Below are 14,248 nucleotides of genomic sequence, written 5' to 3' on the forward strand. Positions count from 1 at the left end.
ATTTTGTTCCAAGGCCATCTGCCTCATAACCATTCTCAAAAACCTTGCATTAACCAAAGTACGACCAACATATCTCCCAGCCCAATACAAATTTTCTGCGGTAAGGCTTGGTAAATCATTTAAACCCGAAATAGCAACTGAACTCTTTTTTTGCCACTGCCTATTATTAATTTCCCGATTAGGGGTATCATCAATAATCCAAAAATCTTTACTTGTACCTCCACGCTGGTTGGACACCCGAACTGTTTCTCCATCTGGGGCTACACGAACCAAACCTCCTGGCATAACGCTATAATCATCCTTTGCTGCAATACAAAAAGCACGAGTAACCAAATTTCTTGATTCTATGGAAGCACCTACCAAATTTGGTGCAGTTGAAAAACTTATTTTTTCTTGCGCTACATATCGGTATGGTGTCGTCTCAATTTCTTCTTTAAGCACATTCAATTCTTCCGAATCCATAAATTCGGCAAAATGAATACTTTCTCTATTGGTACGATCAATTCTTTTGACAACCAATTGCGAAAGGTTATCTAATACATATTTCTTTTCTTGTTCTTGACCACACCACCATGATGCTATTTGCGGTAGAATTAATTCTTGATTAAAAAAGTATTTTGCAATTGCTGGCATAAAAGGAATTAAGCCAGGGTTTTCTATTACTCCACTCCCTACTGGATTAATAATTGAAACGTTTTTCCTACGAACAACATCCAACAAACCTGCTACACCTAAATGAGAATCTTCACGCAATTCTAATGGGTCAGCAAAAGCATCATCTACTCGGCGCAAAACCACATCAATTTGCTTAAGACCTTGTAATGACTTCATCCAAAGAAAACCATCCCGAACTACTAAATCATTTCCTTGTACAAGCGGATATCCTAAAAAAGAGGATAAATAGGCATGCTCAAAATAAGTTTCATTATGTGAACCCGGTGTCAAAATAACAATGTTTGGGTTTTCCTTTTTTGTGGGACAAGCATCAATTAACATCTGGTTTAAATCTTCAAAGAACCCAGATAGACGCTTTACATTCATTTTACCAAACATCTCTGGAAGCGTTCTACTTGTTGTAGATCTATTTTCTAAAGCATAACCCATTCCAGATGGAGCCTCCGACCGATCATTCACAACCCAAAGTCTACCATCAGTACCTCGAGACAAATCAGCAGCATAGATAGAAAGAAATTTTTCTGTTGTGTATTCAATACCTGCACATTGCCTTAAAAAACCTCGATGCCCATATATTACCTCATGTGGTACAATTCCATTTTTAATTAGATTTCGTTCACCATAAATATCTTTTAAAACAAGATTTAACAACTCTGCCCTTTGTTTTAAACCAGCTTCAACCGTTAGCCATTCACTTTGCTGCAGTAAAAAAGGCACAACATTTAAATTCCACGGGCGATGCATACCATTAGGGTCGTTGTACACATTATAGGTAACGCCATTTTCAGAAAGCAACCAATCTATATCTTTCTGGCGCGCTATTAAACCCTCAACACCAATTCCATCAAATTCTTTAAGTAATTTATTCCAATACGATTTCACACCATTGTCCGGTGTAAACATCTCATCATTTTTAAATGCAGTATTATAATTACTTAACCAACGAGTACTAGTTATCGGCATAAAACTTATTGATTACTTTTTTCTCAAATCCAACACATGTGGATATTCAGGATTTATAGGCACCTCTTTGTACACAAATGTATTAGAAGCATTCTTAGGTTCAACCATTCTACTCGTAAAATTTGTATCAGGAGCCATTTCCATAGGAGTTACCTCTCCTTGCGTGTGACCAAAATCCCAAAAACGATTTATTCTTCTAGATTCTGCCTCATAACTATTTACAGGATACGTATCATAAGAGCGTCCACCAGGGTGAGCCACAAAATACGTACAACCTCCAATAGATTTTTTATTCCACATATCTACAATATCAAAAACTAAAGGCACATCTACACCGATAGTTGGATGCAAAGCAGACCAAGGCTCCCATGCTTTATAACGAACACCTGCTACATACTCGCCTTTAGTCCCTGTTGGGCTTAATTCAATTTTAACCCCATTACATGTTAGACTATAACGTTCATCTGTGAAATTTCTTACTTTTATTTGCACCCTTTCTAAGGACGAATCAACATAACGCGCTGTTCCTCTACCAGACATTTCTTCACCCAATACATTCCATGGTTCTATCGCCATACGTAATTCAATTTGCATCGAATTTATTTCAACCATTCCATACAAAGGAAAACGAAATTCAAAAAATGGATCAAACCAATCTAATTTAAAAGGATATCCGGCATCATTTAATTGTTCGACTATATCTCGAATATCTTCTTTTACATAATGCTCTAACAAGAATTTATCGTGCAACTCCGTACCCCAACGTACCAAATCATGTTTATAAGGTTTCTTCCAAAACCATGAAACTAACGTTCGCACCAATAGCATTTGCATCAAGCTCATTTGTGCATGCGGTGGCATATCAAAAGCTCGTAATTCTAAAATACCCAATCTACCGGTAGATGAGTCTGGAGAATATAATTTATCGATACAAAACTCGGCCCGGTGCGTATTTCCGGTTATATCTGTCAATAAATGTCTAAACAAACGATCAGTTAACCAAAAAGGCACTTCTTCGTCGTCAGGAATCTGCGAAAACGCAATTTCCAATTCATATAAATTTTCTAGTCTGGCTTCATCAACTCTTGGAGCCTGACTTGTGGGACCAATAAATGCCCCGGAGAAAAGGTATGAAAGTCCAGGATGATGCTGCCAAAATGTAAGTAAACTTCTAAGTAATTGAGGATTTCTAAGCAATGGACTATCTGCAGGAGTAACTCCACCCAATGTCACATGATTACCTCCACCGGTTCCTGTATGTTTACCATCAAGCATAAATTTTTCTGTACCTAATCGCGATTTCTTAGCTTCTTCATACAACTTTAGTGTATTATCTGTAAGCTCCTTCCAGTTTTTAGCCGGGTGCACATTTACCTCGATTACCCCTGGATCCGGAGTAATTTTTAAAACTTCAAGACGGTTATCACGAGGCGGGTCGTAACCCTCCATAATTACAGGTACATTTAATTCTTTCGCTGTCGCCTCAATACTAGCTACTAAATCTAAAAAGTCTTCCGCTGTATCTAAAGGAGGTAAAAATAAAAACAACTTATCATCACGCACTTCAGCACATATTGCTGTGCGAACAAATGGCTGTTTAGTATTTTTTGTAGTAGCAGTATTAACAGCTAATCTTTTCTCCAAATCCGACCCATAATCACCTAAAGGTGGTTTAGCCTCAAACAACTCAGGCTCTGCAGTTGGTTCCGAAGGAACTTCTGGCTCTTTTGGCAAGGATTCTAATGGTAAACGAAGCCCTACAGGAGAATTACCAGGTGTTAAATATAAATGCTTACCTCGAAATTCCCATGGGTTTGTAATCCACTTTTCATCTTTCTTTGCTAAAGGAAAAACATGACCAACAGCTTTGCCAATTCCCTGTTCTAATACTTCGCCTAATTTACGTCTTAAGGCTGTATCCTTTTTATCGTAATCTTTTGGTTCAACATCTACAGGAAGCTTTCCCTCTTCCCATAAAAAATAGAAAGCATCTTCAAAAGCTGGAACAATACTATTGCTATCGCAAACCAAATATTTTGTCAAGGTTTTTAAAAAAGTACTCGTAATATCTTTCGGTAATTTATAGGTTTCGGTAAAAGACGCCAATAGTTTCGGGTCTTTCCATATTGAACTACCATCTTTACGCCAATGTATACCGATCAACCAACGTGGTAAGGGCTCTCCAGGATACCATTTACCCTGGGCATGATGAAGCATTCCACCTTTTCCAAAAACATCAAGCAACCTTAACGATAATGAACTTGCTAATTCTCTTTTATGTTCGCCATCGGCAGCGGTGTTCCACTCCTCACCTTCCATGTCATCAACTGAAACAAAAGTAGGCTCACCACCCATTGTTAAACGAACATCATTTTGTTGCAGTTCATCTTCAACCGTAAAACCTAAATTATAAATCGCATTCCATTGATCTTCGTTATACGGCTTTGTCACCCTTGGAGATTCAAAAATTCGGGTTACCGAATTATCAAACTCAAACACTGTTTCACAGGGATCCGTCAATCCATATACGGGCGCTGCACTCTCAAAAGAAGGTGTGCAAGCCAATGGAATATGACCCTCTCCGGCAAGTAGTCCGGAAGTAGCATCTAACCCTATCCATCCCGCACCAGGCAAATACACTTCTGCCCAGGCATGTAAATCAGTAAAATCTTCTTCTGGACCAGATGGACCATCTAGTGATTTTTCATCGGACTTTAATTGCACTAAATAACCGGAAACAAAACGCGCTGCCAGACCTAAATGTCGAAGTGTTTGCACCATTAACCATGCAAAATCTCTACATGAACCTAATTTATTCCCTAAAGTCTGCTCGCAATTTTGCACACCGGGTTCCATACGGATTGTATAATTTAAATACTCATAAAGCTTTTGATTTAAACCTGTAAGAAAGTCAATGGTACGTATAGGTGTAAGATCAATTTGATCTAGCCACTCTTGTAGCAACGGGCCTTTTTCTGTGATTTCTAAATAAGGCAACAATTCTTTTTTAAGATCTTCGGAATATGAGGATGGAAAATTCTCAAAAGCTTCTTCAACAAAAAAATCAAAAGGGTTAATCGTTTTTAAATCCGCTATTATTTCCACCTCAACTGAAAGCTCTTCAGTTTTATCCGGAAAAACTATTCGTGCTAAATAATTACCAAATGGATCTTGTTGCCAATTAAAAAAATGATTTTCAGGCTTTATTTTAATCGAGTACGCCTCAATTGGCGTTCTACTGTGTGGTGCAGGTCTTAACCTAAAAATATGAGGCGAAAGATTCACCCTACGATCATATTTATAAACCGTTTTATGAGCAATTGCTACTTTTAATGCCATACGTGATTGAAGTTTTGAAGAATTTCTAAGATAAGCACTAATTCTAGCAAAAACTATTGATTACAGTAAACATAGTAGAACTTTTATTCTTTAAAAAAATATAAGTGTTACTTTTTGCTAGATTGATAATTTAAAACAGAAATTAATTACAATTTTTGATAATAATCAAGATTGCACTTATTTCTAAATAAATTTAGTAAACCTCTTCGAAACCTCTTCAGAAAACTACTTTCTAATTTTTTGCTCCCAATCCCATGCTGACTTCATAGCCTGATCCAAGCTTGATTCTGCTTTCCAACCTAAAACAGTATTCGCTTTTGTCGTATCTGCATAAGCTGTAGTTATATCGCCCGCTCTTCTATCAACGATTTTGTAATTTAATTTCTGACCAGAAACTTTTTCAAAGCTCTTAATCACCTCTAAAACTGTACTTCCTGTGCCAGTTCCAACATTAAACACTTCGTAGTTAGAATCATTTTTACCTTTTAACAATCTTTTTAATGCCACCACATGTGCTTTAGCCAAATCCACAACATGTATATAATCACGAACACATGTTCCATCTTCTGTTGGATAATCATCTCCAAATACAGATAATTCTTCACGTAAACCGACCGCTGTTTGTGTAATAAAGGGTACTAAATTTTGAGGCACACCTACTGGCAACTCCCCTATTTCAACACTTGGATGAGCACCCATAGGGTTAAAATATCTTAAGGCAATTGCACTTAATCCTGGAGTTACATTACAGGTATCTGCAATTATTTCCTCACCCATTTGTTTTGTATTACCATAAGGTGATTCTGCAATTTTTACTGGTGCGTCCTCCGTTATAGGCATTTTATCTGCCTGTCCGTAAACAGTACAAGAAGAGCTAAAAATAAAACTTGATTTAGCCTTCAGGGAAAGCTCTTTCAAAATATAAACCAAAGTTCCAATATTGTTCTCGTAATACAACAATGGTTTTTCTACACTCTCACCTACTGCCTTTGAAGCCGCAAAATGTATAACACCTTCAATATCGTCATGTTTTTTGAAGAAATTTTCAACTTTATCGCGTTCCTTCAAATCTAATTTCTCAAACAGTGGCCTTTTACCAGAAATCGCCACAATACCATCGAGTACTTTTTCTGTAGAATTTGAACAGTCATCAATTATTACAACTTCAAAACCTTCATTCTGCAATTCTACAACCGTATGCGAACCAATAAATCCTAAACCACCTGTAACTAATATTTTCATGAAAAAGTCTTTTTTCTACCCAGCCTTACTGGAGTCTGATGTTATCCTTTTTTAAACGAAAAGCAAAAATAAAACTATATATCACTTTCCATTAACAAAACCGATAACCGTTTCTGTAATATAGTTTATCTGTTCATCATCCAATTCCGTATGCATAGGAAGCGATATCACCTCCTTTACCAATTGATTGGTTGTCGGAAAATCTTCTTCTTTGTAACGTACATCTTTATACGCCTCCTGTAAATGCAAAGGCACTGGATAATACACCCCATGGGGAATTTCTTTTGACTGCAGATAAGCCGCCAGTTCATCTCGCTTTCCATTTGTAATTTTCAATGTATACTGATGAAACACATGACAGGCATAATTTTGATTATCTTCCGAACTTTCGTCAATCATTTTGGGAACAACTATATGCTCTTGACCTTCAAAAGCCTTTGAATATTTTCTAGCAGCAGCTCTTCTTTTCTCACAATACAAATCAAGTAATGGCAACTTCGCCCTTAAAACTACAGCTTGTATTGAATCTAATCGCGAATTCACTCCTACAACATCATGATAGTATCTTCGGTACATTCCATGATTAACAATTCCTCTAATCGTATGTGCTAAATCATCATCGTTAGTAAAAATTGCACCTCCATCTCCATAGCAACCTAAATTCTTAGATGGAAAAAAAGATGTTGAACCAACATGGCCCATTGTACCTGCTTTTTTCTGGCTACCATCTTCAAACGTATGACTAGCACCAATTGCCTGAGCATTATCCTCAATTACAAACAGCTTATTTTTTTCTGCAATTTCAAGCACAGCATCCATATTCGCACATTGTCCAAAAAGATGTACGGGTACTATTGCCTTTGTTTTCGGCGTAATAGCACGTTCTATAGCTTCAATATTAATATTAAAAGTATCTGGATCGACATCTACTAATACAGGTGTTAGCTGCAAAACAGCAATAACCTCGACAGTTGCTGCAAAAGTAAAATCTGCGGTTATCACTTCATCACCTGGTTTAAGACCTAGTCCCATCATGGCTATCTGCAGAGCATCGGTGCCATTAGCACAAGGAATTACATGATTAACACCAAGATACTTTTCCAATTCAGCCTGAAAAGCATGAACCTCGGGCCCATTAATATATGCTGAATTGTCTAAAACCGAAGTAATTCCGGAATTCACTTGCTCTTTTATCTCTTGATACTGGCCTTTAAGATCGACCATTTGTATTTTTTTCACGAAGGATATTTATAAGTTACACAAAAATACAAAATGCGTTTGTATGATTTTAGATGCGTTTAGAAAAGAAAAAGTATTTTCGCATTAAAGTATTCAAAATTGCACTTCATCTACAACTTTTTTGTTCGAATTTCTTGGTTGCTTTTGCAAATAATTGCACTGTTTAATCATAAAATAAAACTCTTTGTTCAAGGTCGAAAAAACACGTTTGACCTTTTGGATGATAAAATTAGTGGCAACGATAAAATTATATGGTTTCATGTTTCATCCTTAGGAGAGTTTGAACAAGGCTTACCAATTATAGAAAATATAAAAACTCAATACCCTTTCAAAAAAATTGTAGTAACTTTTTTCTCCCCTTCAGGTTATGAAGTAAAAAAGAATACCAAGTCAGCTGACATAGTGTGCTACATGCCTTTAGACACTATAAAAAATGCTCGTAAATTCTTGGCTAAGGTAAATCCAGAATTGGCCATTTTTATTAAATATGAAATTTGGCCAAATTTCCTTAATGAATTACAAAAAAGAAAGATTCCATCAATTTTAGTTTCAGCTATATTTAAGAAAAATCAGATATATTTCAAGAGTTATGGCAGTTTTATGAGAAAATCTCTAAATACTTTTGATCATATTTTTGTACAAGATGAAAATTCCAAAACCTTATTAGCTACCATAAACCTTAACAATACTACGGTTAGTGGTGACACAAGATTTGACCGTGTTGCGCAAATTTTAAAGCGTGACAATCACAACGAATTGATTGCTTCTTTTAAACAAAACCAAACTTGCTTGGTTGTTGGAAGCTCTTGGCCAGAAGATGAAAAAATAATTGTTGCGGCAATAAATAACTCAAATAGGTTATTAAAATGGATTATAGCTCCGCATAATATAAAGAAAGATCAAATAATAAAACTTAAGGATGCGATAAATAAAAAGGTTCTACTCTACTCCGAAGGTGATTTATCTTCCATAAATAGTTTTGAAGTTTTAATTATAGATAATATTGGATTATTAACACAAATATACAGCTACGCAGACCTTGCATATGTTGGAGGAGGATTTGCCACAGGATTACATAACACTTTAGAACCAGCTGTATTTGGCATACCAGTTATAATTGGTCCGAATTTCGATGGGTTTAAAGAAGCTGAAGATATGGTAGCACTAAAAGGAATTCACACAATTAGCAATTACACAGAATTCGATAATTTGTTAAGTGCTTTTTTAGACCAAAACCCACAAACATTATTAAAAGAAACAGGAGCTATTAACGATGCCTACCTAACAAAAAACAAAGGGGCTAGCGTCCAAATAACTGCTTACATACGTACATTACTCTAACCTACATTTTTTACGTAATGAACTTTTCTAAATCTCTTCTACCGTTATTTTGTCTATTCATCATATTCTGTGCTTGCAAAAGCAATAATGAAGAAAAAAAAGAACAAAAATCTATAGATAAACATGAAGGAATTGAAAAAATCAAAAATAAACATAGAGAAATTGACAGTATCAATTCTTTAAAAAAGAAAAGACCCAAACGCTCAGATTCTCTAAAACCCAGCATGGCAACACTAGAATTTTCTACAAATTAGTTTGTCTATTTTTTGTTAGTTTTACGAAAACCGTAAAACCAACCTAATGAACTCAAAACTTTTTCGAATTTCGCTTACTGCTGCTCTATCTGGATTTTTATTCGGATTTGACACCGTAGTAATTTCAGGAGCCAACCTTCCTATAAAAGAACTATGGGATACTTCGCCATGGTTTCATGGTACTTTTATAATGTCAATGGCGCTATGGGGCACAGTTGTTGGATCATTATTTGGAGGTATTCCTTGCGACCGTTTTGGAAGGAAAAAGACGTTATTTTGGATTGGTATTCTTTATGCTGTTTCTGCCATTGGCTCAGGTATAGCCACCGACCCCTATATGTTTTCATTTTTTAGATTTATTGGTGGATTAGGTGTAGGGGCCTCTTCAGTAGCAGCTCCTATCTATATTTCTGAAATTTCCTCACCAGAAAACAGAGGTAAGCTTGGTGCGCTTTATCAGTTTAATTTGGTTTTAGGTATTCTAATAGCATTTATCTCTAATTACTTATTACAAGGTGTTGGTGGAGATAGCGATTGGCGCTGGATGCTAGGTGTAGAAGCAATACCCGCTTTATTATACACCATAATGGTGGTTAGCATACCGAACAGCCCTAGATGGTTAGCTATAACAAAAGGAGATGATGCAGGAGCATTAAAAACATTAAAATTATTATACAACGAAGAACAAGCACAATCAAAATTATTGGAAATAAAGGAAAACATATCTGTTACTGCTGTAAAGGAAAAATTATTCTCAGGCAAGTACAACAAACCACTTTTACTGGCTTTTTTAATCGCATTTTTTAATCAACTATCTGGTATCAATTTTATTTTATATTATGCTCCGGAAATATTAGAACGCGCAGGGCTAGCAGCTCAAGAGTCTTTATTTAGTTCTATTGCTATTGGAATTGTTAATTTAATATTCACTTTTGTTGGTGTTTGGCTAATAGACAAACTAGGTAGAAGGCAATTAATAAAAATTGGCTCTTATGGTTATATTATTAGCCTTAGTATGGTAGGATGGTGTTTTTACTCAGGTGCAAACTCTACATTATTATTAACTTTTGTGCTTATATTTATCGCTTCACATGCTGTAGGACAAGGTGCTGTAATATGGGTTTTTATATCGGAGATATTCCCAAATAAAGTTAGAGCTTATGGTCAATCTTGGGGCACAGGAACACATTGGGTTTTTGCTGCATTAATTACACTTATTACACCTATATTTTTAGATGCTGATAACGGGATTTTCAAAGATAACCCATGGCCAATTTTTATCTTTTTTGCACTAATGATGGTCTTACAATTACTTTTTGTAATTTTTATGATGCCAGAGACAAAAGGGGTATCATTAGAAGAGTTAAGCAAAAAACTAAGTGGAGAAAAAAAGGCGAGCTAAAATCGTCAAAACAAGTTGTCGTTTTTTTTAGCAGTACAACGTACTTATAAAATAAATTCATTGCAAGTTGTCGAATTAACATAACTCACTGCAATACAGACACTTTTTTTCATTATATTTATTTAAAATAGTAGATTTATGGAAACTGATATTACATTTGGAACCCGTCTTTTAAACGGATTTTTAAAAGTTATGGTCTTTTTTCTGGTTGGCACTTTACTTTCTGTCGTAGTAGGTTTACTACTGGTCAGTGTTGGAGTTCTTTAATTAGAATAAATTTCAATTCCCAAATTGAATCTAATTCCTATTTATAATTAAAAATTTGATTTTGACAAAAAAAATAGCCCTGACTGAAGTCGGGGCTTTTTTTACCGTTGATTTAAATAAACACAGCCACCTACATCTGCAGGTGGCTGTGTACTGACCAATTCAAAATATCAAAAATGACATCTTATTATAATAGACTGGTCAAAAAGAAAATTGTTACAAGATTTTATTATTATTTCTTCCCAATTACATGTAAAACATCAAAGGTCTTCTTAACAATTATTGAATTATCATCACCAACCTTAACATCTTTAAACAAAATCTCTTCATTATCAATTACTAATTTTGAGATTTTGAATGGTAAGCCATGTAAATTAATCTTAAAAGTCTCGTAAGGCGTTATATACTTACCTGCTTTATATTGTTGAATAATTATTTCCTTATCACTACCAGTAAAACTAAAGTTTCGTTCACTATAAACGCCATTGCCATACTCAAAACCATCATTGGCATCTTCGTAAACCATTGACATTTCTTTTCCTTCTTTATAGTAAACATCTAATACCAGCTCTGTAATTTCCTTTTCACCAACATATTGTTGAACTGGATATTTTGGTATTATTGCGCCTTCTCTAATAAAAATTGGCATAAAGTCTAAATCGGCATCCACCCATTGTTCTTTACCTCCTAGCACTACAGCATCATCCCAGAAATTATACCATCTTCCCCTAGGCACATACATTCTACGACCTTTTGCGTTGGGCTCAATTACAGGACAAACCAAAATATGATCTCCGACAACAAATTCATCTGTTCTATAATGTGTTTGCGGATCTGCTTGATCAATCATCACCAATGACTTCAACATCGGTATTCCTTCATTTGCATATTTCCAAAAAGTACTATATAAATAAGGCAATAATTGATATCTAATTTCAATAAACTTCCGCACAACATCCGTAATACCTTCATCAAAGGCCCACGGCTCTTGATCTCCATGATCACCCGAAGAGTGCGTTCTACAAAATGGGTGAAAAACACCCAATTGAATCCAACGCGCATATAATTCCCCATTAGGCTGCTCAGCAAAACCACCAATATCCGAGCCTATAAATGAAAAACCAGACATACACATACGTTGTGCCTGAATATTTGCAATCCATAAGTGCTCCCAATTCGCTACATTATCACCCGTCCAAGAAGAGGTATATCTTTGTGTACCTGAATAAGCAGCTCTTGTTATTACAAATGGTCTTTTAGGATAAATAAACTTCTTTAATCCATGATATGTGGCTCTCGCCATTTGCATACCATAAATATTATGTGCTTTTCTATGACTACAAGGGTTTCCATCATAATCATGTCTTACATCATTGGGGAAGGTCTTATTAGGTACTTCCATTACTGCAGGTTCGTTCATATCATTCCAAACACCACGCACACCAATATCTTCTATAAGCTCCTTATACAATCCTGCCCACCAATCTCTAACTTCAGGCTTGGTGAAATCTGGAAAATAACACTCCCCTGGCCACACTTTACCCTTCATATATGGGCCATCTGCTCTTTTGCAGAAATAATCTTTTTCTAAAGCTTCTTGAAATACATCATTTTCAGGATCAATTTTTATCCCCGGATCGATAATGACTACCGTTTTAAAACCATCTTCTTCTAACTCCTTCACCATTCTTTTTGGATCAGGAAAATATTCTTTATTCCATGTAAAACACCTAAAACCTTCCATATAATCAATATCGAGGTAAATAGCATCACAAGGAATCTGTAATTCTCTAAACTTATTTGTTATTTCTTTAACTTTAGATTCTGGATAATAACTCCATTTACATTGGTGATAACCTAAGGCCCATAACGGTGGCAAATGATGTGGTTTACCTGTTAAATCTGTATAATCAGCAACTACATCAGCCATATCAGGACCATAGATGAAATAATAGTTCATTTCACCCCCTTGCGCCCAAAAGCTAGTTACATTTCTACGTTCATTTGAAAAATCAAAAAAAGAACGGAAAGTATTATCAAAGAAGATTCCATATGCTTTTGTTTTATGTAGGCCTACATAAAAAGGTATTGTTTTGTAAATAGGATCGGTATCTTTAGAATAGGCATATGAATCTGTCACCCAGTTTTCGAAGCGTTTTCCTTTTAAATTCAAATGAACAGGCTTATCCCCTAGTCCGTAAAAACTTTCGCCTTCTTGACTAACCTTACTCATTTTCACAACATTACCACCAAACTCGTAACTTTCTTCCCAATGAAAACCTAATTCATCTTCACTAAGTAATGTTTTATCTTCAGCATCATAGATAGACTTTCGCATATCTGCCTTGTGAATTTCACATATTAATTTTTCAGTTGTGATGGTATATTTTTCGTCGTCTTCGTCTATTTCTAAAAGATTATATCCTTCACTATGGTATTTAGTAATGGCGTAAGAAAAATCGTTACTTATATCTTGATGACTAGTGTACCTAAAGCGCAATACACCATCTCGTAAAATTTTAACTTGTAAGAAAATATCATTATCTGCCTTAAATATTAAGGTGTCAACATTTTTCTCATATGTAGATATCTTTCCTGGAAAAAGGTTGCCCTTATATTCCAGTTCCGTATTAGTTATCATAGCTTATATTTAATTAGTTACACACAAATGAAATCATTTATGTTAAGAATAAAAAGATTTAACAATGCATTTCACGAATTACTGATTATTATCAAAATTCTTGTCAATTACATTAAATTTATGGGAATAAATACGAAAACATCACAATATTTAAGAGCCCCATTTTAATACAATCACTCCTAATGGAGGTAAATTAATCGTTGCAGAATATAATTTATTGTGCCATGTTGACTTTTTTATTTTAATTGCCTTTTTATTAGAAACTCCGCTACCCTCATATTTTTTTGAATCACTGTTAAAAATCTCCACTAAACTCCCTTTTCTTGGTAGTCCTACTTTATAACCCTCTCTAATTACCGGTGTCATATTACAAATAACAACAAGGTCATTCTCTTCATCATGGCCCTTTCTTATATAAGATAACACTGAGTTTTCCGCATCACTATGGTCTATCCATTCAAAGCCTTCACTACTAAACTGCTTTTCATATAAAGCCGGCATACTTTTATAAAAAGTATTTAAATCGGTAATATAATTTTTTACGCCATTATGAAAATCGTATTGCAACAAATGCCAGTCGAGACTACCTTGAAAATTCCACTCTTCACTTTGACCAAATTCCGAACCCATGAACAGCAAATTTGTGCCAGGATGGGTAAACATGTACCCATATAAGAGTCTTAAATTTGCATATTGCTGCCACTCATCACCTGTCATTCTCCCTTTGATGGATTTTTTACCATAAACAACTTCATCATGAGATAATGGCAGCATAAAATTCTCCGAAAAAGCATAGGTCATACTAAAGGTGATATCATTCTGGTGATGCTTTCTATAAATACCTTCTTTTTGAAAATACTCTAAAGTATCATGCATCCACCCCAT

Annotated in this window: 8 protein-coding genes; 2 read left to right on the forward strand and 6 right to left on the reverse strand. The window is 35.2% G+C overall.

All coding sequences use genetic code 11. From position 1 onward, the window contains the following. The 4 genes from ABJF52_RS06010 to ABJF52_RS06025 all read right to left on the reverse strand — a co-directional run. The coding region (locus ABJF52_RS06010; RefSeq protein ID WP_348147760.1) for a circularly permuted type 2 ATP-grasp protein at positions 1–1,638 on the reverse strand (1,638 nt) is incomplete at its 3' end. A gap of 12 nt (positions 1,639–1,650) precedes the next feature. Next, positions 1,651–4,977 (reverse strand): transglutaminase family protein, encoded by a 3,327-nt coding sequence (locus ABJF52_RS06015; RefSeq protein ID WP_348147763.1) that lies wholly within the window; start codon positions 4,975–4,977, stop codon positions 1,651–1,653. Between the two features lie 225 nt (positions 4,978–5,202). After that, complete coding sequence (gene galE, locus ABJF52_RS06020) at positions 5,203–6,219, reverse strand: UDP-glucose 4-epimerase GalE (protein WP_348147765.1); 1,017 nt, start codon at positions 6,217–6,219, stop codon at positions 5,203–5,205. Positions 6,220–6,300: 81 nt separating this feature from the next. Next, the gene (locus ABJF52_RS06025; protein ID WP_348147768.1) at positions 6,301–7,458 is read right to left on the reverse strand and encodes a DegT/DnrJ/EryC1/StrS family aminotransferase; all 1,158 of its coding nucleotides are present in this window, start codon (positions 7,456–7,458) and stop codon (positions 6,301–6,303) included. A gap of 216 nt (positions 7,459–7,674) precedes the next feature. Between ABJF52_RS06025 and ABJF52_RS06030 the strand changes: the two genes are divergently transcribed. Together ABJF52_RS06030 and ABJF52_RS06035 are read left to right on the forward strand one after the other, a co-directional pair. Next, positions 7,675–8,799 (forward strand): glycosyltransferase N-terminal domain-containing protein, encoded by a 1,125-nt coding sequence (locus tag ABJF52_RS06030; RefSeq protein WP_348147771.1) that lies wholly within the window; start codon positions 7,675–7,677, stop codon positions 8,797–8,799. Positions 8,800–9,099: 300 nt separating this feature from the next. After that, positions 9,100–10,455: a sugar porter family MFS transporter gene (locus ABJF52_RS06035; RefSeq protein WP_348147774.1), complete on the forward strand. Its 1,356-nt coding sequence runs from the start codon at positions 9,100–9,102 to the stop codon at positions 10,453–10,455. Positions 10,456–10,954: 499 nt separating this feature from the next. Here ABJF52_RS06035 and ABJF52_RS06040 read toward each other — a convergent pair whose 3' ends face one another. Both ABJF52_RS06040 and ABJF52_RS06045 read right to left on the reverse strand, forming a co-directional pair. Next, complete coding sequence (locus ABJF52_RS06040) at positions 10,955–13,363, reverse strand: glycoside hydrolase family 31 protein (RefSeq protein WP_348147776.1); 2,409 nt, start codon at positions 13,361–13,363, stop codon at positions 10,955–10,957. A 150-nt stretch (positions 13,364–13,513) separates the two neighbouring features. After that, positions 13,514–14,248 (reverse strand): alpha amylase C-terminal domain-containing protein (locus tag ABJF52_RS06045; RefSeq protein ID WP_348147779.1); only part of this gene is annotated, 735 nt, incomplete at its 5' end.

Origin of the sequence: Aurantibacter sp. (assembly GCF_039941195.1) — a bacterium.
Taxonomy (GTDB): Bacteria; Bacteroidota; Bacteroidia; order Flavobacteriales; family Flavobacteriaceae; genus Aurantibacter_A.

What these genes read in the sequence shown, in the direction of transcription:
- ABJF52_RS06015 (WP_348147763.1), bottom strand. Translation starts at nt 4,977, where the DNA reads ATGGCATTAAAAGTAGCAATTGCTCATAAAACGGTTTATAAATATGAT.
- galE (WP_348147765.1), bottom strand. Translation starts at nt 6,219, where the DNA reads ATGAAAATATTAGTTACAGGTGGTTTAGGATTTATTGGTTCGCATACG.
- ABJF52_RS06035 (WP_348147774.1), top strand. Translation starts at nt 9,100, where the DNA reads ATGAACTCAAAACTTTTTCGAATTTCGCTTACTGCTGCTCTATCTGGA.
- ABJF52_RS06040 (WP_348147776.1), bottom strand. Translation starts at nt 13,363, where the DNA reads ATGATAACTAATACGGAACTGGAATATAAGGGCAACCTTTTTCCAGGA.